Source organism: Micromonospora sp. HM5-17, assembly GCF_003762835.1.
Lineage (GTDB): Bacteria > Actinomycetota > Actinomycetes > Mycobacteriales > Micromonosporaceae > Plantactinospora.
Map to the genome: position 1 here is coordinate 658,337 of NZ_RJWA01000001.1, position 24,328 is coordinate 682,664.

Genomic DNA, 24,328 nt, shown 5'->3' on the forward strand with positions numbered 1-24,328 from the left:
ACCACCTGGTGGGCGCGGGGTCGCCCGGGCCGCCCGCCTGCCACCACATCCGAGCGAGGGACGATGACCACGGCGAATCACCTGTCGGCCGAGCAGCGGCCCGCCGAGGACGCGGCGCTGCTCAGCGAACTTGCGGACGCGCTGCGGCGGGTCCGCCGTGGTGACCTCAAGGTACGGCTGCCGCGCCGGATCGGTGCGGCGGGCGAGGTCGCCGACGCCTTCAACGAGGTCGTGTCGTTGCAGGAACGGCAGCATCTCGATCTCCGCCGGATCAGCCGGATCGTCGGCCGGGACGGTCGGCTCACCGAGCGGCTGGAGGAGGAGGGGCTGGAGGGCGCCTGGGCGGAGAGCTACCGGGCGGTCAACTCCCTCATCGACGACCTCGGCCGGCCGACCACCGAGATCGCCCGGGTCATCGTCGCCGTCGCCGAGGGCGACCTCTCCCAGCACATGGCGCTGGAAATGGACGGCCGGCCACTGCGCGGCGAGTTCCTCCGGATCGGGCGCACCGTGAACACCATGGTCGACCAGCTCTCGTCGTTCGCGGACGAGGTGACCCGGGTGGCCCGCGAGGTGGGGACCGAGGGCAAGCTGGGCGGCCAGGCGGACGTCCGCGGCGTCGCCGGCACCTGGAAGGACCTCACCGACTCGGTCAACACCATGGCCTCCAACCTGACCCACCAGGTCCGGTCGATCTCCCAGGTGGCGACCGCGGTGGCCCGGGGCGACCTGTCGCAGAAGATCACCGTCTCCGCCAAGGGCGAGGTCGCGGAGCTGGCCCACACGATCAACGGCCTGACCGACACGCTGCGACTCTTCGCCGAGCAGGTGACCCGGGTGGCCCGGGAGGTGGGGACCGAGGGCAAGCTGGGCGGCCAGGCCGAGGTGCCGAACGTCGCGGGCACCTGGAAGGACCTCACCGACAGCGTCAACTCGATGGCGTCGAACCTGACGGCGCAGGTGCGGAACATCGCTCAGGTCTCGACGGCGGTGGCGAAGGGCGATCTGTCGCAGAAGATCACGGTGGCGGCCCAGGGTGAGATCGCCGAGCTGAAGGACACCGTGAACACGATGGTGGATCAGCTGTCGTCGTTCGCGGACGAGGTGACCCGGGTGGCCCGGGAGGTCGGCATCGAGGGCAAGCTCGGTGGCCAGGCCCAGGTTCGTGGTGTCTCCGGCACCTGGCGGGCGCTGACCGAGAACGTCAACCAGCTCGCCGGCAACCTCACCTCACAGGTGCGGAACATCTCCCAGGTCTCGACGGCGGTGGCCCGGGGCGACCTGTCGCAGAAGATCACTGTCGACGCCCGGGGCGAGATTCTGGAGCTGAAGAACACCGTGAACACGATGGTGGATCAGCTGTCGTCGTTCGCGGACGAGGTGACCCGGGTGGCCCGGGAGGTGGGGACCGAGGGCAAGCTGGGTGGTCAGGCCGAGGTGAAGGGGGTCTCCGGGACCTGGCGGGCACTGACCGACAACGTGAACTCGATGGCGTCGAACCTGACCGCCCAGGTCCGCAACATTGCCCAGGTCACCACGGCGGTGGCGAAGGGTGATCTGTCGCAGAAGATCACTGTCGACGCCCGGGGCGAGATTCTGGAGCTGAAGAACACCGTGAACACGATGGTGGATCAGCTGTCGTCGTTCGCGGACGAGGTGACCCGGGTGGCCCGGGAGGTGGGGACCGAGGGCAAGCTGGGCGGCCAGGCCCAGGTCCGAGGCGTGGCCGGTACGTGGCGGGATCTGACCGACAACGTGAACTCGATGGCGTCGAACCTGACGGCGCAGGTGCGGAACATCGCTCAGGTCTCGACGGCGGTGGCGAAGGGTGATCTGTCGCAGAAGATCACGGTGGCGGCCCAGGGTGAGATCGCCGAGCTGAAGGACACCGTGAACACGATGGTGGATCAGCTGTCGTCGTTCGCGGACGAGGTGACCCGGGTGGCCCGGGAGGTGGGGACCGAGGGCAAGCTGGGTGGTCAGGCTGAGGTGAAGGGGGTCTCCGGGACCTGGCGGGCGCTGACCGACAACGTGAACTCGATGGCGTCGAACCTGACCGCCCAGGTCCGCAACATTGCCCAGGTCACCACGGCGGTGGCGAAGGGTGATCTGTCGCAGAAGATCACCGTTGACGCGCAGGGCGAGATCGCCGAGCTCAAGGACACCGTGAACACGATGGTGGATCAGCTGTCGTCGTTCGCGGACGAGGTGACCCGGGTGGCCCGGGAGGTCGGCATCGAGGGCAAGCTGGGTGGTCAGGCCGAGGTGAAGGGGGTCTCCGGGACCTGGCGCGACCTCACCGAGAACGTCAACCAGCTCGCCTCCACCCTCACCACCCAGCTTCGGGCGATCGCCCAGGTCTCCACGGCGGTCACCCGGGGCGACCTGACCCAGAAGATCACCGTCGACGCCGAGGGCGAGATCGCCGAGCTGAAGGACAACATCAACCAGATGATCGTCACGCTGCGCGAGACGACCAAGAAGAACGCCGAGCAGGGCTGGCTCGACTCGAACCTCGCCCGGATCGGCGGTCTGCTCCAGGGGCAGCGGGACCCCGGCGAGGTCTGCCGGATGATCATGACCGAGGTCACCCCGTTGGTCGACGCCCAGCTCGGCGCCTTCTTCCTCGCCGACACGAGCGACGAGGCCGCGATGCGGCTCCGGCTCTCCGCGTCGTACGGCTACGTCGCGCGCAACCACGACGTCACCTTCGGACCCGGCGAGGGGCTGGTCGGGCAGGTGGCCCTGAGCCGGCGGACGATCCGGGTGGGCGCACCCCGGGACGGCAACCTGGTCATCCGCTCCGGACTGGCCGCCACACCCCCGGCCGACCTCGTGGTCCTGCCGATCCTCTTCGAGGGCGAACTTCTCGGCGTGATCGAGTTCGCCAGCGTCTCGCCCTTCTCCGACCTGCACCTGTCGTTCCTGGAGCGGCTGGTCTCCACCATCGGCATCGCGCTGAACACCATCCAGGCCAACCGGCGGACCGAGGAACTCCTCGCCCAGTCCCAGCGGCTCGCCCACGAGCTGCAGGAACAGTCCGCCGAACTGCAGCGCACCAACGCCGAACTGGAGGAGAAGGCGAAGCTGCTGTCGGAGCAGAAGGGCAACATCGAGATCAAGAACCGGGAGATCGAGCTGGCCCGGATCGGCCTGGAGGACAAGGCACAGCAGTTGGCCCGGGCCTCGGCGTACAAGTCCGAGTTCCTGGCGAACATGAGCCACGAGCTGCGTACGCCGCTCAACTCGCTGCTGCTGCTGGCCCGGCTGCTCGCCGACAACTCGGAGCAGAACCTCACCGAGAAGCAGATCGAGTTTGCCCGGACCATCTACAGCGCCGGCTCCGACCTGCTCGCGCTGATCGACGACATCCTCGACCTGTCGAAGATCGAGGCGGGTCGCATGGACGTCTCCCCGGCCGAGGTGCGGTTTTCCGAGATCCGCAGCTACGTGGAGCAGGCGTTCGCGCCGCAGGCGGAGGAGAAGGGCCTGGACTTCCAGGTCCGCATCTCCAAGGACCTACCGCCGACCCTGATCACCGACCCCCAGCGCCTCCAGCAGATCCTGCGGAACCTGCTCTCCAACGCGGTCAAGTTCACCGACAACGGCGCGGTGACGCTGCGGATCGGCCCGGCCTCGGCGCCCGAGGGCGCGTTCGCCGACGTACCGGCGCTGGCCGCCGCCCGGCAGGTGGTGGCGTTCACCGTCATCGACACCGGGATCGGGATCTCCGACGACAAGCTCGGGCTGATCTTCGAGGCGTTCCAGCAGGCCGACGGGACCACCAGCCGGCGGTACGGCGGCACCGGGCTCGGGCTGTCGATCAGCCGGGACCTGGCCCGCCTGATCGGCGGCACCATCACCGTCTCGTCCGCGCCCGGCCAGGGCTCGACGTTCACCCTGTTCGTCCCGGACGTTCTGGCGCTGGACACGATGGTCAACCCGACGCCGGCACCGCTGCCGGCCGGCCGGGGTAACGCGGCTCCGCCGATGCTGCGGATCCCCACCGAGCCCGACCGTCAGGTCTCGGCGGCGGCCCGGCAGCTCGACGGCGCCACCGTCCTGATCGTCGATGACGACGTCCGCAACGTCTTCGCGCTGACCAGCGCGTTGGAACTGCACGGCATGACCGTGCTCTACTCGGACAACGGGGTCGACGGGGTACGGCTGTTGGCGGAGCATCCGGAGGTGGACATCGTGCTGATGGACGCGATGATGCCCGACCAGGACGGGTACGAGACGACCCGGGCGATCCGCCGCAACCACCGGTTCACCGACCTGCCGGTGGTGTTCCTGACCGCCAAGGCGATGCCCGGAGACCGGGAGTCGGCGCTGGCCGCCGGGGCGAGCGACTACATCACCAAGCCGGTCGACCTGGACGAGCTGATCGAGTTGATGGCGGCCTGGGTCCACGGGGAGGGCCGGACCGTGGATGGGGGCGACGGGGGGACGCGCAGTGAGTGAGGTGGCCAAGGCCCTGCTGGTCGATGACCGGCGGGAGAATCTCATGGCGCTCGAGGCGATCCTTCAGGGCCTGCCGGTCCAGCCGGTGACGGTGGAGAGCGGGGAGGCCGCGCTCAAGCAGCTGCTGGTGGAGGACTTCGCCGTCATCCTGCTGGATGCCCAGATGCCCGAGATGGACGGCTTCGAGACCGCCAGCCACATCAAGCGGCGGGAGCGTACCCGGCACGTGCCGATCATCTTCCTCACCGCCGCCGACCGAGACGCCCAGCTCGCGCTCCGGGGGTACGCGGTTGGCGCCGTCGACTACCTGACGAAGCCCTTCGACCCATGGGTGTTGCGGGCGAAGGTATCGGTCTTTGTCGACCTGTGGGTGAAGACCCGACAGCTCGCGGCGCAGTCCGCGCTGGTCCGGGAGCGGGACGCCCAGTGGCGGGGGCTGACCGAGGCGGTCGACGAGGCGGTGACGCTGCTGCGGTCGGACGATCCGGCGGCCCGGCACCGCGCGGTGCAGGTGCTGGAGCAGGCGCGGTGGGGCGCCGCGGCCTGACGGGCCGGGTACGTCGGGGCGGTCGTCGCCGGCCCGGACCGGGGTGGGGGTGACCGCGCTCCCGTCGTGGTGCTGGTGGGACGGGGTCGGAGTGCCCGGAGCGGGGTGGAGGTTGGGGCCGGATCACCCGCTCTGGGCGGTCAGGCTTGATCTCGTCGCGGGCGATCCGGCCCCAACCCGACCTGGTCGGGCTGCGAGCGTCGGCCCGGCGACCGTGGCGGTCAGCTCGCGCGCTGCTCGTTCCTAATCATCAGGGCGGAGCGGAGCCCGGTGATGTCGAGTACCCGGAGCAGGAAGTCGCCGACGTTGGTCAGCACCAGCAGGCTCTGGGCGTGACTCGCCTTGCGGCTCAGCACCACCAGGGTGCCGAGCCCCTGCGAGTCACAGAAGGTGACGTCGGCCAGGTCGAGAACGATTCGGGACGGTGCACCGGTGAGCACCTCGTTGACGATGCTGGACAGCTTGCCAGCGGTCAGCATGTCGATCTCGCCGGTGAGGCGGAGGGTCACCTCGTCGGCGTTTCGCTCGACCGCGATGGTCAGCTCCGCACGAGTCACCCGATCAGCCTATCGCGATCTAGCCGAACCGGCCTGTCGGTGACGTGGAGTCGACGTGGCCGCTACGGCCCGTTCTGGCAGGCGGGCCGGACGAGTCGGTGTCGGGTGCCGGAACGTCCGTACGCGGATCGACCCGGCCCCCACCGCCACCCCGGCGAGCCCGGCTCGCGAGCCGGGTCACGCCCCGGCCGGCTCCGCCGGAGTGACCAGGGCGACCGGTCCAGGGGTGGCTGCCGACCGGTCAGGTGGCGCTGACAGAATGGCGGCACCGTGAGCGAGACGTACCCCGCCGGCTCCGGCCGCTATCCGGCCGACGCCCCGGCCTCCCAGGCCCTGTTCGACCGCGCCCGCGCCCTCGTGCCGGGCGGGGTCAATTCGCCTGTCCGCGCCTTTCGCGCCGTCGGCGGCACCCCCCGGTTCATGGTCCGGGGCAGCGGCCCCTGGCTCTTCGACGCCGACGGCCGGCGCTACGTCGACCTGGTTTGCTCGTGGGGCCCGCTGATCCTCGGGCACGCCCATCCCGAGGTGGTCGCGGCGGTGCAGGCCGCCGCCGCCCTCGGCACCAGCTTCGGCACCCCCACCGAGGGCGAGGTCGAGCTGGCCGCCGAGATCGTCGCCCGAACCTCGGTGGAACAGGTCCGCCTGGTCAACTCCGGCACCGAAGCGACGATGTCGGCGATCCGACTCGCCCGCGGCTACACCGGGCGTAGCAAGATCGTCAAGTTCGCCGGCTGCTACCACGGCCACGTCGACGCCCTGCTCGCCTCGGCCGGTTCCGGGGTCGCCACCCTCGCCCTGCCCGATTCGCCCGGGGTCACCGGCGCGGCCGCCGGCGAGACGATCGTGCTGCCGTACAACGACGTGGCCGCGGTCGAGGCGGCGTTTGCCGCCGCCGGGCCGGAGATCGCCGCGATCATCACCGAGGCCGCGCCCGGCAACATGGGTGTGGTGGCGCCACGGGACGGCTTCAACGCCGCGCTGGCCCGGATCGCCCACGCGCACGGCGCGCTGCTGATCGTCGACGAGGTGATGACCGGTTTCCGGGTCTCCCGGAGCGGCTGGGCCGGGCTCGACCCGGTCGAGGCCGATCTCTTCACCTTCGGCAAGGTGATGGGCGGCGGGCTCCCCGCCGCGGCGTTCGGCGGCCGGGCCGAGATCATGGCGCGGCTCGCGCCGGCCGGCCCGGTCTACCAGGCGGGGACGCTGTCGGGGAACCCGCTCGCCTGCGCCGCCGGGCTGACCACGCTGCGCCTGGCGGACGACGCGGTGTACCGGCGGCTCGACGAGACCGCGGCCACGGTGGGCCGACTGGCCAGCGAGGCGCTGACCGCCGCCGGGGTGCCGCACCGGCTCTCGTACGCCGGCAACATGTTCTCGATCTTCTTCACCGACGCGGAGGTGGTGGACTACGCGACCGCGCGCGGTCAGGATGTCGCCGCATTCAAGGCGTTCTTCCACGCGATGCTGGCCGGCGGGGTCTACCTGCCGCCCAGCGCGTTCGAGGCGTGGTTCGTGTCGACGGCGTGGGACGATGCCGCCCTGGAGCAGTACGCGGCGGCGCTACCGGCCGCGGCGCGGGCTGCCGCGGCGGCGGGGCACGGGGGGTAGAGGGCCGGCATGAGCAAGACCGTGGTGCACGTGGTCCGGCACGGCGAGGTGTACAACCCGGACAAGATCCTCTATGGCCGGCTCCCCGGCTTCCGCCTCTCCGAGCTGGGCGTCCAGATGGCGAAGGCGGCCGCGCAGGCGCTCGCCGACCGCGACATCGTGCACGTGGTGGCGAGCCCGCTGGAGCGCGCCCAGCAGACCGCCGAGCCGATCGCCGCCCAGTTCGGGCTCCCGGTCGCGGTCGACGAGCGGCTGATCGAGAGCACGAACTGGTTCGAGGGCAAGCGGGTCTCGCCGGGCGACGGCTCGTTCCGGGACCCGCGCAACTGGTGGGTGCTGCGGGACCCCATCACCCCGTCCTGGGGTGAGGCGTACCGGTCGATCGCCGAGCGGATGTTCGCGGCGCTGCACGCCGCCCGGATGGCGGCCGAGGGGCGGGAGGCGGTCTGCGTCTCACACCAGCTGCCGATCTGGACGCTGCGCCGGTACGTCGAACGCAAGCGGCTCTGGCACGACCCGCGCAAGCGGCAGTGCGGGTTGGCGAGCCTGACCTCCTTCCACTTCGAAGGTGCCAAGGTCGTCGGGATCGGCTACAGCGAGCCGGCGGCGCATCTGGTGGCGATGTCGCCGAGCGCCCGGACGGCCAAGGGGGCCTGAGATGAGCCCCTCCTGGCGTGCCGGCCTCGGTGTCCTGCTCGTCGCCGCCGCGACGCTGGCCCTGGCCGGCTGCTCGGGCGACGGCGGACGGGACTGGCAGGACGACTGCACCACCACGAACGGCGTGATCGAGTGCGCGCCGGAACACCGCCCGCCGGCGCCGGCCATCGCCGGTGAGCTGCTCACCGGCGAGAGCTACGACCTGGCCCGGGAACGCGGCCAGGTGGTGGTGGTGAACTTCTGGGGCTCCTGGTGCGCGCCCTGTCGGGCGGAGGCGGATGACCTGGAGGCGACGTACCAGGCGACGAAGGACCAGGGCGTCCGGTTCCTCGGCATCAACATCCAGGACGGCCGGGACAAGGCCCGGGCCTTCGAGGAGGCGTTCAAGGTCAGCTACCCGAGCCTCTTCGATCCTCCGAGCCGGCTGGCGCTCGCCTTCGAGGTGCCGCCGAACTCGATCCCGGCCACCATCGTGCTGGACCGGGAGAACCGGATCGCGGTGGTGATCCGGGGCTCGACGAAGCAGGAGACACTGCAGCCGATCGTCAGCCGGATCGCGGCGGAGCAGCCGGCACCGGGCGGGGCGGACTGATGGGGGAGACCTTCGCCGACCTTGCCCGGAACGGTCCGCTGCTTCTGGCGATCGGCGCGGCGGCGCTCGCCGGTCTGGTGAGCTTCCTCTCCCCGTGCGTCCTGCCGCTGGTCCCCGGCTATCTGTCGTACGTCACCGGGCTGGCCGGCAGCGACCTGGAGCGGCGTGGCGCGGCCGGGCGGGTCTCCTCCGGGGCGGCCCCGGCCGGCGGCCCGGGTGGGGGCACCGGCGGCGTGGCGGTGGTGGCCCGGCCGGTCATCTGGGGCCGGGTTCTCGCCGGCACGCTGCTGTTCATCGCCGGCTTCACCGCCGTCTTCACCCTCACCGCCGTGCTGGTCACCGCGCTCGGCCAGGCGCTCTTCGCGCAGAAGCGGCCACTGGAGATCGTCATCGGCGCGGTGATCGTCCTGCTCGGCCTCGCCTATCTCGGGCTGATCCCGGGGATGCAGCGCGAGTTCCGGATCCAGCGGCTACCGGCCGCCGGCCTGCTCGGCGCCCCGGTCTTCGGGGCCGTCTTCGCGCTCTCCTGGGTGCCCTGCGTCGGCCCGACCCTGGGCGCGGTCCTCGGCATGGGTACGGCGAGCGGGCAAGCCGACCGGGCGGCGGTGCTCGCCGTCGCGTACTGCCTCGGCCTGGGGCTGCCCTTCGTCGTCTTCGGGCTCGGCTTCCACCGGTTGCTCGGGCTCTTCCGGACGGTCCGTCGCAACAGCCGATGGGTGACCCGGGTCGGCGGCGCCCTGCTGATCGTGATCGGGCTCGCCCTGGTCACCGGTGGCTGGCAACAGGTGGTCATCTGGCTCCAGACCACCGTCGGGGTGGGCGAGGTGAGTATCTGATGGCGAAGCTTGACGACCGGGCCGCCACCGGTCCGCCCCGGGAGGTCGACGAGCCGACCCGGCCGGTACGCCGTACGCCCGCACCGCTGGCCCTGCTGCGTAACTCCTGGCGGCAGCTCACCAGCATGCGTACCGCGCTGATCCTGCTCTTCCTGCTCGCCCTCGCCGCGATTCCGGGGTCGCTGCTGCCGCAGCGCAACGTCAACATCGAGAAGGTCGGCGACTTCCAGCGGGAGCACCCGGATCTCTTCCCGATCCTGGACCGGCTCGGCGGCTTCGACGTGTACGCCTCGCCGTGGTTCTCGGCGATCTACGTCCTCCTCTTCACCTCGCTGGTCGGCTGCATCGTGCCGCGGCTGCGCGACCACGTCCGGGCGCTGCGTGCCGTACCGCCGGCGGCGCCGAAGCGGTTGGACCGGCTGCCCCGGCACGCGGTGCTCTCCGACCACGACGGCGACCTGAGCGCGATCGCGGCGATGCTGCGGAGGCGGCGCTGGCGGGTGGTGGTCCGGGACGGCGAGGTGGCGGCGGAGAAGGGCTACCTCAAGGAGACCGGCAACCTGCTCTTCCACTTCTCGCTGGTCGCGGTGCTCTTCGGGGTCGCCCTCGGCTCCTGGTACGGCTGGCACGGCAACCGGTTGCTCATCGCCGGGCCGGACCACGCGTTCTGCAACACGGTGCAGCAGTTCAGCGAGTCGAAGCTCGGTCAGCGGGTCGACGACGGCGACCTGCCGCGGTTCTGCCTGGAACTGACCGACTTCGACGCGACGTTCCTCCCCTCCGGGCAGCCGGAGTCGTTCCGGGCCCACGTCCGGGTCGAGCCGTGGGGGCGGACGCCGTACGCGGCGAGCTTCTCGGTGAACGATCCGCTGCGACTGGACGGGGCGAACGTCTACCTGCTCGGGCACGGCTACGCGCCGATCCTGCGCTACACCGACCGCTACGGGAAGTCGCTGGTCAGCGAGCAGGCGTTCCTCAGCATCGATGGCAACCTGACCAGCGAGGGCGCGGCCTTCTTCCCGGACGTCAACGTCGACCCGGCCACCGGCAGGCGTGACCCGAACCTCCAGGTCGCGTTCGAGGGCCTCTACTTCCCGACCACGCCGGAGGACGGGCCGGCGGTCCGTTCGGTGTACCCGGCGGAGCGGGCACCCGGGCTGTTCCTGCGGGCGTACCGGGGCAACCTCGGGATGGACGCGGGGATCCCCGGGTCGGTCTACTCCATCGACCAGCGCCAGGTGGCCAACGGCCGGCTCAAGGAGATCGGTGACGGGAAGCTGCTGCGGCCGGGCGAGACGTGGACCCTCGACGACGGTACGAGGCTGGAGTTCCTCGGCACCCGGGAGTACATCACCCTCTCGGTCCGGTACGACCCCGGCGAGAAGATCGTGTTGGCCAGCGCGGCACTGCTGCTCGTCGGGCTGACCCCGGCGCTGTTCGTCCGGCGCCGTCGGGTGTGGTTCCGGGTGGTTCCCGCCCCCGCCGACACGTCCACGACGAGTCGTAGTAGTTTGGTGGAGGTCGGCGGGTTGCCCCGTACCGACTACTCCGGCTTTGCCGAGGAGTTCGACCAGCTCGTTGCCGCGGCTCGGCGTGGCGGGACGGTGACGGAAGAGGAGACCGACTGATGGCTGCGCTCTCCGACCAGCTTCTGGTGGTCGCGATCCTGGGCTACCTGCTGGCGATGATCTGCCACGCCGCCGAGTACGCGTTCGGCACCCGGAGCCTGGTCGGCCGGGCGGCGGTCCGGCCGGAGCGTGAGCTGGCGCTGGTCGGTGCCGGAGCCGCCGCCGGTCCGGTGCTCGACGGGCCGGCGGCCGAGGTCGAGCCCACGCTGTCGGACGGTGCCGCCGAGCGACCGGACGGCGACGCCACGCCGCGGCCCGCGGCCGGCGGCGGCGAATCGGCCTCGAAGGCGGCGCTCGCCGGGGGGGTGGCCGTCGGGCTCTTCGCGATCGCCGCCGCGGTCCACCTCGCCGTCCTGGTCACCCGCGGGATCGCCGCCGAGCGGATGCCGTGGGGCAACATGTACGAGTACGTCTTGGCGGTGACCTTCGTCGGCAGCGTCGGCTGGCTCTGGCTGGTCTCCCGGCGCACGTCGATCCGGCATCTCGGGCTCTTCGTCGCCCTCGCCATGGTGCTCCTGCTCGCCGTCGCGGGCCTGGTGCTCTACGTGCCGATCGTGCCGCTGCTGCCGGCGCTCAACTCGTACTGGTTCATCGTCCACGTCTCGGCCGCGGCGCTCTCCTCGGGGCTGCTGCTGCTCGGCGCCGTACCGGCGGTGATGTACCTGATCCGCGACGGGTACGACCGGGGCAAGCGCAGCTTCCCGTACACCCTGGGGGCTCGGGTGCCGGCCGCCGCCACCCTGGAGCGGCTGACCTTCCGGCTGCACGCCTTCGCCTTCCCGATCTGGACCTTCGCGGTGATGGCCGGCGCGGTCTGGGCCGAGGCGGCCTGGGGTCGGTACTGGGGTTGGGACCCGAAGGAGACCTGGGCGTTCATCTCCTGGGTGGTTTACGCCGGCTACCTGCACGCCCGGGCCACCCCGAGCGTGAAGCGGCCGGTGGCGACCTGGATCGCCGTGGTCGGCTTCCTGACCATGCAGATGAACCTGTACGGCGTGAACATCTTCTTCGAGGGCCTGCACGCGTACGGCGGCCTCGACTGACGGGACATCCGCGTCGAGGTTCCTGCACCGCGCCCGACGGCTGCTGACTCGCCGTCGGGCGCGCCGTGTGCTCGACGGGTTCACCGGCACCGCGATCTCGGCCGGGAGTGGCGGAATCTAGCTATTGACAAGATCCCTCGTCTGGGGACATCTTGACAGTGTCAAGTCATCGTCGAACCACCTGGGAGCCCGCATGTCGTCCGCCACCCAGACCACCGCCGGCATCCTGCTGATCACCGTTTCGACGATCGCGTTCGGCGGCCTGTCCCTGCTGACGCACCTCGTCCGCCGGATACCCGGCTACCTCGACAACCCGGTCCGGCGGGCCCTGTGGACCGCCGGACACGCCCACGCCGGGATCCTGGTGCTCTTCGCCCTCGTCGCCCTGCTCTACCTCGACCACGCCGGGTACGGCACCGGCACGGCGACGCTGATCCGGGTCCTCCTCGTCGCCGCGCCGATCCTGATGCCCCTCGGCTTCTTCCTCTCGGTCGTCCGTCCCGCCGACACCCGGCCCAACAGGCTGATCTGGCTCACCGTGCTCGGTGGGGCCAGCCTGACCGCGGCCACGCTGCTGCTCGGCATCGGTCTGCTGTAGCGGCATCACCGCCCCGCGCGTCGGTGCCGGGCTGCGTCCCGGCCGGGATCGGATCGGGCCACCCGGAGGGGACCCGGGTCGGGCGGTACGCCGGACGGTGCGCCAGACTTACCGCCATGGCAGCGCGTGGCTTCCCGTACGACGACCTCCGAGCGTTCCTCGGCGCGCTGGAGGGCGCGGGCGAACTACGCCGGGTGTCGGTGCCGGTCGATCCGACGCTGGAGATCAGCGAGGTGGTGACCCGGACCGTCCGGGCGAACGGCCCCGCGCTGCTCTTCGAGCAGCCCACCCGGGGCGAGATGCCGGTGGCGATCAACCTCTTCGGCACCGAGCGCCGGATGGCGATGGCCCTCGGGGTCGACCGGCTCGACGAGGTCGGCGACCGCATCGGGGCGCTGATCAAGCCGGAACTCCCGGTCGGCTGGTCCGGCATCCGCGAGGGCCTGGGCAAGGTGCTGCAACTGAAGTCGCTGCCGCCGAAGAAGGTCAAGACCGCCCCCTGCCAGCAGGTGGTCTACCGGGGCGACGACGTGGACCTGAACCGGCTCCCCGGCCTGCAGGTCTGGCCCGGTGACGGCGGGATCTTCCACAACTTCGGGCTGACCCACACCAAGCACCCCGAGACCGGCAAGCGCAACCTCGGGCTCTACCGGCTGCAACAGCACTCGCACAACACGCTCGGGATGCACTGGCAGATCCACAAGGACTCGACGGCGCACCACGCGGTGGCGGAACGGCTCGGCCAGCGGCTCCCGGTGGCGATCGCCATCGGTTGCGACCCGGTGGTGTGCTACGCCGCCTCGGCGCCGCTGCCCAGCGACATCGACGAGTACCTGTTCGCCGGCTTCCTGCGGGGTGAGCGGGTGGAGATGGTCGACTGCCTGACCGTGCCGCTCCAGGTGCCGGCGCACGCCCAGATCGTGCTGGAGGGGTACCTGGAGCCGGGGGAACGGTTGCCCGAGGGGCCGTTCGGCGACCACACCGGCTTCTACACGCCGGTCGAGCCCTTTCCGGTGCTGCACGTCGAGGCGATGACCATGCAGCGCGACCCGATCTATCACTCGATCATCACGTCCAAGCCACCGCAGGAGGACCACGGCCTCGGCAAGGCCACCGAGCGGATCTTCCTGCCCCTGCTCAGGATGCTGATCCCCGACATCGTCGACTACGACATGCCGGCCGCCGGCGTCTTCCACAACTGTGTGATCGTCTCGATCCGGAAGCGCTACCCGAAGCACGCGCAGAAGGTGATGAACGCGATCTGGGGCGCCCACCTGATGTCGCTGACCAAGCTGATCGTGGTGGTCGACGAGGACTGCGACGTGCACGACTACGCCGAGGTCGCCTGGCGGGCGTTCGGCAACGTCGACTACGCCCGGGACCTGCTGGTCACCGAGGGCCCGGTGGACCACCTCGACCACGCGTCGTACCAGCAGTTCTGGGGCGGCAAGGCCGGCATCGACGCCACCCGTAAGCTCCCCACCGAGGGCTACACCCGCGGCTGGCCGGAGGAGATGACCATGTCGCCCGAGATCCGGGCCCTGGTCGACAAGCGCTGGAAGGAGTACGGCATCTCATGACCGCGGTCGCGGAGGCACCCGGACGGGTCCGCTCCTTTCTCCGGCTGGTGGCGATCGAGCACTCGGTCTTCGCGCTGCCGTTCGCGTACCTGTCGGCGCTGACCGTGATGGCCCGCGAGGGCGGGAGGATCCGCTGGGCCGATCTGGTCCTGGTGACGATCGCCATGGTGGGCGCGCGTACCTTCGCGATGGCGGCGAACCGGATCATCGACCGGCACATCGACGCGCGCAACCCGCGTACCGCCGGGCGGGAGTTGGTCACCGGGGCGGTGAGCGTCCGGACGGCCTGGACCGGCGCGATCGTCGCCCTGGTCGTCTTCCTCGCCGCCGCCGCCGCGCTCAACCCGCTCTGCCTGGTCCTCGCCCCGCTCGCCGCGGTGCCGCTGGTGATCTACCCGTACGGCAAGCGGTTCACGGACTGGCCGCACGCGATCCTGGCGCTGGCCCAGGCGGTCGGCCCGGTCGGTGCCTGGCTCGCGGTGACCGGGACCTTCGACGGCTCCGGTCCGGCCTGGCTGCTCGGCGCCGCGGTCGGGCTCTGGATCGGCGGCTTCGACCTGATCTACGCCTGCCAGGACGCCGAGATCGACCGGCGGATCGGGGTCCGCAGCGTCCCCGCCCGGTACGGCCTGCGGTTCGCGCTGCACGCCTCGACGCTGTCGCACGTGGTGGTGTTCGCGCTGTTCATCTGGTTCGGGGTGCTGGTGGGGCTGGGCTGGCTCTGGTGGGTGGGGTTGGCGCTGGCCGCGCTCGCGTTCGGGTACCAGCACGTGGTGGTGACCCCGACCGACCTGTCCCGGGTCAACCGGGCGTTCTTCACCGCCAACGGGTTCGTCGGGATCGTGCTCTTCGTCTTCGCCCTGCTCGATCTGCTGGTCCGGTCCCACCTGGGCGCCTGACCGGCGTACTGGCCGGAGCGGCCGCCGCGGCCGGGGTGGTGGGTCGGGCGCGGGTCGCCGCCGGATCCGGTTCAGCGGGCGGCGGCGAGCCCGGCGTAGCGGGCGCTCTCCAGCGACCAGTCCAGGGTGCCGCGTACCGAGTTCGCCAGCCCGTCCAGGTAGAGGGCGAGCGCCTCGTCGTGGCCGCCCCCGAAGGACGGGACGGCCTCGCGGAGCTCGACGAAGCGGGTCATCGACTCCTGCCAGCGGCCGACGACCACCCGGACCGCCGCGTCGCGCGGGATCCCCTCCTCCCGGGCCACCGCCAACACCAGGTTGTGCCCGCCGGAGGTCACCGCGTCCCGCTCCAGCGAGAGCAGGTCGTTGAACCACGAGAGCAGGTCGTTGGCGGTGTCGGCGACGGCGCGGACCGCCGGGTGGTGGTAGATCGCGTCCGGTACGGGACGCCCGGTGGCAAACTCGATCAGCGCGTATGAGACGTACGCGGCGGAGGTGGCCCGGCGCAGGGTGACGTACGTGGCGACGTCGGGCGGCTGCCCGGTCGCCTTGTTGGTCGCCTCGGTCGTCACGCCGTCGAAGTGGTGCGCGACCGCGTCGACGAAGCGGCGCCGCCAGGCGGCGGACATCCGGCGACGTGGGACCTGCCAGGCCTCGGTCAGCATCCGACGCAGCCGCTCGTCGAGCGCCCCGGGACGTGGCGGCGGCTCGTCGCGCAGCAGCCGAAGCGCCTCGCCGCAGAGCGCCGCGACCCGGTTGGGCTGCGGGGTGCCGGTGCCGTCGCAGGCGTCGTCGAGGAGGAAGAACCAGAGGAAGAGGGCGGCGAGCACCCGCAGGTCGGGTTCGGTCGCCTCCGGATACAGCCGGCCGGCGTACCGGGCGGTCCGGCTGCTGGCGAGCCGCTTGCGGGCCTCCGGGTCGAGGGGTCCGGCGACCCGTACCACCCAGTCGAGCAGCCACTCCTGCACCGCGTCGGCGTGCGGGGAGATGCGCGCGGGGATCGGACAGGCGAGTTCGGCAACCCAGGAGGGGGTCGCGGCCATCCAGACTCCTTCGCTCGATATCGATCGATAGGTACCTGAGTAGGCTTCCAGTTTCGGTCGACCCGAGGGCGCCTGTTACGCCTGTCGCGTTTTGCACTTGGTGATGATCGGCTCTTCGGGCACCGTCCGCCCAGGGCCGGTTGGTGGTCCGGCGGGCGGCTGGGGCAGGCTGGAGGCATGCGACGGCCGTGGGTGATCGGAGTCTCCGGGGCCTCGGGTACGCCGTACCCGGCGGCGGTGCTCAACGCGCTCCTCGACGCCGGGGAGGCGGTGGACCTGGTCGTCTCCCGGGCGGCCCGGCTGACGATCCTCGACGAGACCGGCCGGCCGTTCCGGGACGCGCACTGGAAGGACGACCTCGGCGCCTGGCTCGGCCGTGACCTGGTCGACGCCGACGTGACGTACTGGCCGGCGGGGGATCTCGCGGCCGGGCCGAGCAGTGGCTCGTACCCCGTGAAGGGGATGGTCGTGGTGCCGGCGAGTACGGCGGCGTGCGCCGGCATCGCGATCGGCCTCTCCAAGGACCTGCTGCAACGGGCGGCCGAGGTGAACCTGAAGGAGCGGCGTCCCGTGGTGGTGGTGCCGAGGGAGACACCGGTCACCCGGAGCCACCTCGAGCACCTCATCGCGCTGCACGACGCCGGGGCGGTGGTCCTGCCGGCCAGCCCCGGCTTCTACGGTGCCGGCGCCTCCGCCACCGCGGCCCAGCTGGTCGACTTCGTGGCCGGAAAGATCCTGGACGCGCTGGGCGTGCCGCACACCCTGTTCCGGCGCTGGTCCGGGGAACTGAACGCCGAGCGATCCTGAGCCGGCCGCGTCGTCGCGTCCACCGACCGAGCGGTCGTGCCGGCTCCCGGTCGTCACCGTCGGGTCTCGGTCGCTCGCGGCTCCGGCCGCTCCCGTCCCGGCTGGCCTCCTGACCGTCCCGACCGTCACCGACTGTCCCGGCCGTCAACCCTTCCCGGATCCCTGCTGTCCCTGTTGTCCCTGCTGTCCCGGCCGTCACCTGTCCGGGCCTGGGTCGGCACGCCGCGGCCGCGACCACGGCACCCGCCCCGGCACCCGAGGTCGGGTCAGGGCATCCCCGGGGTGCCGGCGCCGCTCGAACCGGGGCCACTCGGGGTGGCGGGTCCCTCGTTACGGGGCCGGTTGGCGATGTCCTGGTCGACCTCGTCGAGCATCCCCTCGCCCTCCAGCAGTGCCCGTACCTCCGACTCGCGGAACCGGCGGTGCCCGCCCGGTGTACGGATGCTGCCGATACGCCCGGCCGCGGCCCAGCGTGTGACGGTCTTGGGATCGACGCGGAAGAGTGCTGCCACCTCGCCCGGCGTCAGCAGACGATCTCCTGTGTCCACAGCCCCCTCCTCGCGTCTACGAAGCCCCCGGACTGGTAGGACCGTCCCCGTAACACGTGCTTGCCAGAGCCTTCGTTTAGGGACGTACGGCAATTACAACACCGCCGGAGTGTCGTGTCCGGCAAACGCGAAAACGTACTGTCTGTCAGGTTGACCGGGGCTGTTTTACGTCATTCACGGGCCTTTGTCGGCAACAATGTCGCTGCCGCCCGTCGCGCCGCCGCGGACCCCGACTAGGGTCTCACCGTGGACTCCATCGACCTGACGCTCGTCGAGCTGTTGCGGGGCAACGCCCGGCTGTCGTACGCCGAGTTGGCCCGCCAGGTGGGCCTCTCCGCTCCGGCCGTGCACGAGCGGGTGGGCAAGCTCGAGGCCAACGGCGTCATCCGGGGCTACCGCGCCGACGTGGCCCCGGAGGCGATCGGGCTCGGCGTGACGGCGCTCATCGGAATCGTGCAAGACTCCGGAGGCGACACAGACGACGTACTTGAGGCGATTCGGGACATGCCGGAAATCGAGTCCTGCTACTTCATGGCCGGGGTCGAGTCGTTCCTGTTGAAGGCCCGAGTGGGGACAATTGCCGAGCTGGAACAACTGATCCTGCGCCTGAACCGGACCGCCGGGGTCGCCTCGACCCGTACCGCCGTGGCGCTCTCGACGAAGTGGGAGAACCGGCCGCAGCCGGTGACCCCACGCCGCCCCGCCGGCACCTGAGCGTCGGCGCGGCCGGCCGATTCCGATGCGGCCAGGCGGTCCGCGCGTCCCGGGCCGTGGCGGGCGGCGGACCGCGCCGGTGCGGGCCCGGAACCCTGCCGGAAGGGCTTGCTACGTTGCTGGCCATGGAGCAGCTGGACCGGTTCGACGACGCGGAGCGGGCGTGGGTGACGGCGGCGGTCGCCGCGGTGGAGGCCGACGCGAACCGGTCCGCCGACACGCACCTGCTCACCTTTCCGCTGCCCCGGGAGTGGGGGATCGACCTGTACCTCAAGGACGAGTCGGTGCACCCCACCGGGTCGCTCAAACACCGGCTGGCGCGGTCGCTGTTCCTCTATGGACTCTGCAACGGCTGGATCGGTCCGCGAACCACCATTGTGGAGGCATCGTCGGGCTCCACGGCGGTTTCCGAGGCGTATTTCGCCCGGATGCTCGGGCTGCCGTTCATCGCGGTGATGCCGGCCACCACGTCGCCGGAGAAGATCGCGCTCATCGAGTTCCAGGGTGGACGGTGCCATCTGGTCGACGATCCGGCCGCCGTCGTGGTCGAGGCACGGTGGCTCGCCGAGGACCTGGGTGGGCACTTCATGGACCAGTTCACGTACGCCGAACGCGCGACCGACTGGCGGGGTAACAACAACATCGCCGAGTCGATCTACGCGCAGATGGCGCTGGAGCGGCACCCCGTACCGGACTGGATCGTGGTCGGGGCCGGCACCGGCGGCACCAGCGCGACCATCGGGCGGTACCTGCGGTACCGCCGGCTCGCCACCCGGCTCTGCGTGGTCGACCCGGAAAACTCGGCGTTCTATCCGGCCTGGACGTCGGGCGACTGGTCCGTCACCACCGACGGCGCCTCCCGGATCGAGGGGATCGGCCGCCCCCGGGTGGAGGCGTCGTTCCAGCCGACCGTGGTCGATCGGATGATCCGGGTCCCGGACGCGGCCTCGCTGGCGGCGATGCGCGCCGCCAGCGAGGTGCTCGGCCGTCGGGTCGGCGGCTCCACCGGCACCAACCTGTGGGGTGCCTTCGGACTGATCGCGCAGATGCGGGCCGAGGGCCGGACCGGATCCGTGGTGACGCTGCTCTGCGACGGCGGCGAGCGGTACACCGACACGTACTACTCCGACGCCTGGGTCGCCGACCGGGGCCTGGACCTGGCGCCGTACCTCGACACGATCGCGCGCTTTCTCCGCACCGGCGCCTGGCCCGACTGACGCGGGGCCCACCGCGACCTCCGTCCCGGCTGTCCCCACCGTCGCTTCCGGCCGCCGGTCGTCAGCCCCGACGCTGGGCCAGCCCCGGGTAGTGCAGCACGTAGTCCTCCGGGTCGAGGGCGATGTCGGCCGTGAAACCCGCGCTGTCGAAGCGGACGACGTGTCGGTCCAGGGTGGTGTACGTCTGCTCGACCGGCATGACCCGCAGGCTCGGCACCAGCACCCAGGCCACGGTCACGGTGCGGCTGGTCCCCGGCGGGGCGGTGCCGAGCCCCAGCCGTCGTACCGGCGGGGTGTTGAAGAGCGGAGAGCCACCCAGGTCGACGTCGCGCGCCTCGGCGAGCCGGTGCGGCTCGTCCGTGCCGGGCGGTCCGGCGGTCGGATGCCCCGCCTCGGCCAGCACCGCATCCAGGTCGCCCCGCTCCGCCGTGCTGGCCCGCCAGCGGCCGGCCGCCCGGGTCAGGTGGAGCGTGCGGAGCCAGCCCGCCCCCTCGCAGCTGACGTCGAGCCCCTCGGTCGCCCAGTCCGCGTCGGTGTGGAGCTCGTACCGGCAGGTGAAGGGGATCGGGTCGACGGCGAGGATGGTGCCCCGGGCGTCGAATCCGCGGCGGTCGTCGACGATCGCGTGGTCGGCACCCGGCACGTCGGTGCGGACCCAGTACAGCGACTTCGGCGTGGGCGACATACCTTCGGACGCTACCGCCGGTGCCGGTTGTCGGTGGCCGATGCCGGAAAGCGGCCGGTGCGCCGGACGCGCCGGCGTACCGGCCGCGGCCGACTCAGCGGGCCGGAGCCGGGCGCCGGTGCCCGTCAGACCAGCGGTCGCGCGGTCCGTGCCGCTCGTCCGGCCGGTGCGCGTCGGACGGCTGGCCGCCGTACCGCCGTTCGCCGTAGGGGCGATCACCGTACGGGCGGCTGCCGGAGTGCCGTTCGCCGTGCCGGCGGCTGCCCGGCTGGCGCTCTCCGTCCTGGCGGCGGTCGCCGTACGGGCGGTCCCCGCCGTAGCGGCGGTCCGCTGGCTGGCGGTCCCCGCCATACCGCCGGTCGCCGCCGTAGCGGCGGTCGCCGCGGTGCGGCCGGTCGCCACTACGGTGCTCGCCGTGCGCCCGCCCGCCCGGGCGGCGGTCGGAGCCGCGGCGCGGCGCCGGAGGCTCGTCGACCACCGGTATGCCGCTGGGCTGCCGCGCCCCGGTCACCTCGGCCAGGATCGGATCGCCGTAGCGGACGCGGGTCTGCGCCGGCTCCACCCCGGCCTTCTGCAGCATCGCGAGCGTGGCGCGGCGCTGCTTCGGCAGGACCAGGGTGGCCACCGCCCCGGACTCGCCGGCCCGGGCGGTACGACCGGCCCGGTGTAGGTAGTCCTTCGGGTCCGTCGGAGGGTCGACGTGTACCACCAGTGAGACGCCGTCGACGTGGATGCCACGGGCGGCCACGTCGGTGGCGACCAGGACGTTCATCCGGCCCTCGCGGAACTCGGCGAGGGTGCGGGTCCGCATCCGCTGGGTCTTGCCGCCGTGGAGCGCGCCGGCCCGGACGCCGACCTGGGCCAGTTGGGCGACCAGCCGGTCCACCCCCAGCTGCGTCCGCGCGAACATCATGGTTCGCCCCGGCCGGGCCGCGATCGACGCCGCCACCGCGAACTTGTCGTGCGGCGGGACCAGCAGCAGGTGGTGGTCCATCGTGGAGACCGCGGCGGTCGGTGGCGCGGTCGAGTGGGTGACCGGATCGGACATGAACCGCTGGACGAGGGCGTCCACGTCGTCGTCCAGGGTGGCGGAGAAGAGCAGCCGCTGTGCGTTCGCCGGAGTCTTGGCGAGCAGTTCCGTGACGCCGGGCAGGAAGCCCATGTCGGCCATCCGGTCGGCCTCGTCGAGGACGGTGACCTCGACGTCGTCGAGGTGGCACACGCCGCGGTCGATCAGGTCGCCCAGCCGTCCCGGGGTGGCGACCAGGATCTCCACACCCCGGCGCAGCGCGTCGACCTGCCGGTCGTACGGCACGCCGCCGACGGCGGTCTTGAGGAACACCCCCACCGCCCGGCCGAGTGGCATCAGCGCGTCGTTGACCTGCATCGCGAGTTCCCGGGTCGGCACCAGGATCAGCGCCCGGGGGCGGTGTGGTCGGGCCTTGGCCCCGGCCGCCATCCGGGCCAGGACGGGCAGCCCGAACGCGAGGGTCTTGCCGGAGCCGGTCTGCCCCCGGCCCAGGACGTCCCGGCCGGCCAGTGCGTCGGGAAGCGTGGCGCGCTGGATCTCGAACGGGGTGGTGATGCCCTCCCGGCCGAGCGCCCGGACCAGCGGCCGGGGGAGGCCGAGCGCGGCGAAGTCGACGATCTCGGAAACCTCGTCGGATCCGGTTCCGTCGGCCTGGATGAAATCGCCACCGTCGGCGTTTTCCGATACCGGGGATTGCGCGGCGGGAATGGGCTCGCCCGAATCGGCCAGGTCGAGGGAATCGGATTGCCTGTCGAAAACGGACGGAAACGTGCTGGGGTCAGCGAAGCTTGTCAAAGAAAACCTCTCACGCGGGGCGCATCTCCGCGATGGCCCGCCGCGACCGGAGTCGCCGTCGATTCGCCCGCAAGATCGCCCATGGGCGCGTACCGCGCCAGATCAACAATTGGTACGAGTGTACGGCGAGTCGCGGCCATCGCCACGTCGCCGGCCCCGGCAGTGGGCAGGCTCACCTCGTGGATCGATACCGGGATCGGTTCGGCGTCCGCCGCTCCGCCCCCGCGGGCCGGGGGCACCGTCCGGGGTGTCCGATCCCCGTGCCGGGCGCCGGTTCGCGAGACCCGGCAGCCCGAGACGGTCGGGTCAGCTGCTCAGCATTCCGCTGAAGAGACTGTCGAAGGCGTCTCCGGCGAGCAGGACGACGAGGAGGCCGACCGCGACCAGGATGCCGAGTCCGACGACGAGCACGATCACCGTCCGGGTCGTATCGGCCTGCTGCGTCGGAGTGTCCGGCCGGCCCTGGGCCAGGATGTGGCCGGTCAGCGAGCCGGAGTTCTCGACCTGGTCCAGGGCGGACTGCGACGGGTGGCCGGAGAGGCCGACGCCGCCGGCGCCGGGAACCTGCCACGCACCGGGCGCCTCCTCCGGCTCCGACGAGGGTGGGAAGCCGGCGTCGGGTGCCGGGGCGAACCGGTGTGGGTGGGTCGCCGAGGGGCGGCCGGATCCGGTCCCGGGCGCCGGTGCGGGGTCGACCGGCGGATGGGAGGGCCCGGGATCGGCCGGTGGCAGTGAGTATCCGGAGGGCGCGGCGGGTGGGTAGCCGCCCGGAGCCGTCGGGTTCGTCGGCGGGGGCCAGCTCGGCAGCGCGGGCGCCGGTACGACCGCCGGGGCCGCCCCCGCCGGTCGCTCGTCCACCGCCACGCTCGCCCGGGCCGTCACGGTACTGCTGGTCGCGGTGGGCGGCGGGTAGGGCGAGTTCGGCGGCACGGGGCCGGGGTCCGGCGGGTACGGCGTCGGCGGTGGGCCGGCCGGTACCGGATCCGGGCCGGGCGGGTTCGGTGCCGGTGGGACGGGAGCCGGGAACGGACTCGGGCGGGGCGGCTCCGGCAGCGCCGGGTCCGGCGGTTGTGCCGGCTCGGGCGGCCGTACCGGCTCCGGCGGCTGCGGAGGTTCCGGTGGGGTGGCGGGAGTGGGCTCGCTCGCCCGGTAGACCTTCGCCTGGGACGGCGCCGCCGCCACGGCGGCGGCCTCGGCCGGCAGCACCCGGGCCAGCCCCGGTACCGACGCGCTGGCCCGGGTCGTGCCGGAGCCGCCGCTGTACGGGGCGCTGCGCGGCGACGGCACGGTGTACGTCGCCGGTGGACGGCCCGGATCGGGTCCGGTGGGATTGGCCAGCGCGGCGACAGAGGACGACGTGCCGACCGGCGCCGCGGCGGCCACCGGCGCCGCAGCGGCGACGGGAGGCGCGGACGACAGTACGGCGGACGGCGCCGTCGAGCCGGCGGGTGGTGGCGTGGACGTGCCGCCGGGCGACGGCGGTGGCGTGGACGCGGTGGACGGCGGGGCGGACGGTGGCGCCGTCGGGGCGGATCCCCCGGCCGCCGTGGACGTGGCCGGGGACTTGACGGCGTTGGCAAAGGCCGGCCACGAGTCGAGCAGCGGAGGCTGGGGCCGCCGCTGCTGCAACGGTGACGCCGGGGGCGTCGCCGCGCCGGGGACGGAGCTGGCGACCGCCGAGGCGGGCGCCGCGCCGCCGGTGGCGGGGGTCGGGGCCGGGTCCGCCGCGGCCCGAGGGGCCGGCGAGTCGGCGGGGCGGCCGAGCTCCCCGGCGCGGTACGTCCGGCTGACCGAAACGTTGGCTGGCATGGCGGCGATGTCGGCCGGGGTCGGGATGGCGGTCGTCAGCGGCATCGCCCGGCCCCGCGCGACGGACGGACCACCCGGAGCGGCGGGTTCGTCTGCCGAGGAGGTCGAGGTGTGCGGGTTGTCGTCGGCCTGCTTCCGCGGTGCGTTGCCAACCTCGGCCCCGCCCGAGTCGGCCGGGGCCGCGCTCTGGTCAGCGGCGTCCTGGTCGTCCGGGGTGTCGGCCGCGTCAGCGTCGGTCGGCTCGGTCGACTCGGCGTCGGCAGACCCGGCGTCGGGCGAGCCGGCGTCGGGCGAGCCGGCGTCGGCCGGCTTGGCCGAGGCGGTGTCGGTGGCCGGTGCGGTGTCGGTGGCCGGCGTTCCGTCCCCGGCCGGTGCCGCCTCCGCCCTCGCCGTGGGCTGGTCGGCCGGCACCGCCGGCGGATCCGTCCACAGTGCACCAGGTGGGGGCGGCGGAGGCGGCTCGTACGCCTCGGGAAGCTCCTCCTCGGCGGTGGTCTCCGGCAATGCGGTGCCGACCGGCGGCGGTGGGGGCAGCGGGGGCAGCTCGCCGCTCTGGTCCAGGGCGGTCGGGTCGGCGTCGCTCGGGGCGTCAGGAGCCGGCGCTACGTCTCCAGCGTGCGGCTTTGCCTGCGATGCGTCCATTGCTGCCTCCCGCGCCCACGCCCGGGCCGGTC

At 72.3% G+C, this 24,328-nt stretch carries 20 protein-coding genes; 14 read left to right on the forward strand and 6 right to left on the reverse strand.

Features of this window, described 5'->3' with window-relative positions:
• Positions 1–63 precede the first annotated feature (63 nt).
• Both EF879_RS02995 and EF879_RS03000 read left to right on the forward strand, forming a co-directional pair.
• A complete protein-coding gene (locus tag EF879_RS02995; protein WP_123554368.1) occupies positions 64–4,464 on the forward strand; it encodes a HAMP domain-containing protein in 4,401 nt (1,466 codons plus the stop codon).
• Complete coding sequence (locus EF879_RS03000) at positions 4,457–5,011, forward strand: two-component system response regulator (protein WP_123554370.1); 555 nt, start codon at positions 4,457–4,459, stop codon at positions 5,009–5,011. The genes EF879_RS02995 and EF879_RS03000 overlap by 8 nt, the downstream gene beginning before the upstream one ends.
• Before the next feature lie 221 nt (positions 5,012–5,232).
• On the opposite strand, the gene EF879_RS03005 is transcribed toward EF879_RS03000, so the two are convergent.
• Positions 5,233–5,568 carry an STAS domain-containing protein gene (locus EF879_RS03005; RefSeq protein ID WP_123554372.1) on the reverse strand — a complete coding sequence of 112 codons (336 nt, stop codon included), beginning with the start codon at positions 5,566–5,568 and terminating at the stop codon, positions 5,233–5,235.
• Positions 5,569–5,838: 270 nt separating this feature from the next.
• Here EF879_RS03005 and hemL point away from each other — a divergent pair, with 270 nt between their 5' ends.
• From hemL to mqnP, 9 genes are all read left to right on the forward strand, one after another.
• The gene (gene hemL / locus EF879_RS03010) at positions 5,839–7,176 is read left to right on the forward strand and encodes a glutamate-1-semialdehyde 2,1-aminomutase (RefSeq protein WP_123554374.1); all 1,338 of its coding nucleotides are present in this window, start codon (positions 5,839–5,841) and stop codon (positions 7,174–7,176) included.
• 9 nt (positions 7,177–7,185) lie between these two features.
• Complete coding sequence (locus EF879_RS03015) at positions 7,186–7,833, forward strand: histidine phosphatase family protein (RefSeq protein WP_123554375.1); 648 nt, start codon at positions 7,186–7,188, stop codon at positions 7,831–7,833.
• Position 7,834: 1 nt separating this feature from the next.
• Entirely contained in the window at positions 7,835–8,425 is a 591-nt protein-coding gene (locus EF879_RS03020) for a TlpA disulfide reductase family protein (protein WP_123554378.1), read from the forward strand.
• Positions 8,425–9,261: a cytochrome c biogenesis CcdA family protein gene (locus EF879_RS03025; protein ID WP_123554379.1), complete on the forward strand. Its 837-nt coding sequence runs from the start codon at positions 8,425–8,427 to the stop codon at positions 9,259–9,261. The genes EF879_RS03020 and EF879_RS03025 overlap by 1 nt, the downstream gene beginning before the upstream one ends.
• The gene (locus EF879_RS03030; protein WP_123554380.1) at positions 9,261–10,889 is read left to right on the forward strand and encodes a cytochrome c biogenesis protein ResB; all 1,629 of its coding nucleotides are present in this window, start codon (positions 9,261–9,263) and stop codon (positions 10,887–10,889) included. Before EF879_RS03025 ends, EF879_RS03030 begins: the two co-directional genes overlap by 1 nt.
• On the forward strand, positions 10,889–11,932 hold the full coding sequence (gene ccsB, locus EF879_RS03035) for a c-type cytochrome biogenesis protein CcsB (protein ID WP_123554382.1): 1,044 nt from the start codon (positions 10,889–10,891) through the stop codon (positions 11,930–11,932). The genes EF879_RS03030 and ccsB overlap by 1 nt, the downstream gene beginning before the upstream one ends.
• A 193-nt stretch (positions 11,933–12,125) precedes the next feature.
• Entirely contained in the window at positions 12,126–12,530 is a 405-nt protein-coding gene (locus EF879_RS03040) for a hypothetical protein (RefSeq protein WP_123554384.1), read from the forward strand.
• A gap of 116 nt (positions 12,531–12,646) precedes the next feature.
• Positions 12,647–14,110 (forward strand): menaquinone biosynthesis decarboxylase, encoded by a 1,464-nt coding sequence (locus EF879_RS03045; RefSeq protein ID WP_123554386.1) that lies wholly within the window; start codon positions 12,647–12,649, stop codon positions 14,108–14,110.
• Positions 14,107–15,009, forward strand: a complete 903-nt coding sequence (mqnP, locus tag EF879_RS03050; RefSeq protein WP_123554387.1) for a menaquinone biosynthesis prenyltransferase MqnP — start codon at positions 14,107–14,109, stop codon at positions 15,007–15,009. The genes EF879_RS03045 and mqnP overlap by 4 nt, the downstream gene beginning before the upstream one ends.
• A gap of 71 nt (positions 15,010–15,080) precedes the next feature.
• On the opposite strand, the gene EF879_RS03055 is transcribed toward mqnP, so the two are convergent.
• Complete coding sequence (locus tag EF879_RS03055; protein ID WP_123554389.1) at positions 15,081–16,049, reverse strand: terpene synthase; 969 nt, start codon at positions 16,047–16,049, stop codon at positions 15,081–15,083.
• Between the two features lie 177 nt (positions 16,050–16,226).
• Here EF879_RS03055 and EF879_RS03060 point away from each other — a divergent pair, with 177 nt between their 5' ends.
• Positions 16,227–16,856, forward strand: a complete 630-nt coding sequence (locus EF879_RS03060; RefSeq protein ID WP_123554391.1) for a UbiX family flavin prenyltransferase — start codon at positions 16,227–16,229, stop codon at positions 16,854–16,856.
• Between the two features lie 266 nt (positions 16,857–17,122).
• Here EF879_RS03060 and EF879_RS03065 read toward each other — a convergent pair whose 3' ends face one another.
• On the reverse strand, positions 17,123–17,404 hold the full coding sequence (locus tag EF879_RS03065; protein WP_123554393.1) for a BldC family transcriptional regulator: 282 nt from the start codon (positions 17,402–17,404) through the stop codon (positions 17,123–17,125).
• A 246-nt stretch (positions 17,405–17,650) separates the two neighbouring features.
• Here EF879_RS03065 and EF879_RS03070 point away from each other — a divergent pair, with 246 nt between their 5' ends.
• Both EF879_RS03070 and EF879_RS03075 read left to right on the forward strand, forming a co-directional pair.
• Positions 17,651–18,118 (forward strand): Lrp/AsnC family transcriptional regulator, encoded by a 468-nt coding sequence (locus tag EF879_RS03070; RefSeq protein WP_123554395.1) that lies wholly within the window; start codon positions 17,651–17,653, stop codon positions 18,116–18,118.
• 125 nt (positions 18,119–18,243) lie between these two features.
• Complete coding sequence (locus tag EF879_RS03075; RefSeq protein WP_123554397.1) at positions 18,244–19,335, forward strand: PLP-dependent cysteine synthase family protein; 1,092 nt, start codon at positions 18,244–18,246, stop codon at positions 19,333–19,335.
• 61 nt (positions 19,336–19,396) lie between these two features.
• Here the strand turns inward: EF879_RS03075 and EF879_RS03080 are convergent, their stop codons facing one another.
• The 3 genes from EF879_RS03080 to EF879_RS03090 all read right to left on the reverse strand — a co-directional run bounded on the left by EF879_RS03080 (position 19,397) and on the right by EF879_RS03090 (position 24,296).
• Positions 19,397–20,020 (reverse strand): putative glycolipid-binding domain-containing protein, encoded by a 624-nt coding sequence (locus EF879_RS03080; RefSeq protein ID WP_123555307.1) that lies wholly within the window; start codon positions 20,018–20,020, stop codon positions 19,397–19,399.
• A gap of 94 nt (positions 20,021–20,114) precedes the next feature.
• The gene (locus EF879_RS03085) at positions 20,115–21,707 is read right to left on the reverse strand and encodes a DEAD/DEAH box helicase (RefSeq protein ID WP_123555309.1); all 1,593 of its coding nucleotides are present in this window, start codon (positions 21,705–21,707) and stop codon (positions 20,115–20,117) included.
• 444 nt (positions 21,708–22,151) lie between these two features.
• Entirely contained in the window at positions 22,152–24,296 is a 2,145-nt protein-coding gene (locus EF879_RS03090; RefSeq protein WP_123554399.1) for a hypothetical protein, read from the reverse strand.
• Between the last annotated feature and the right edge of the window lie 32 nt (positions 24,297–24,328).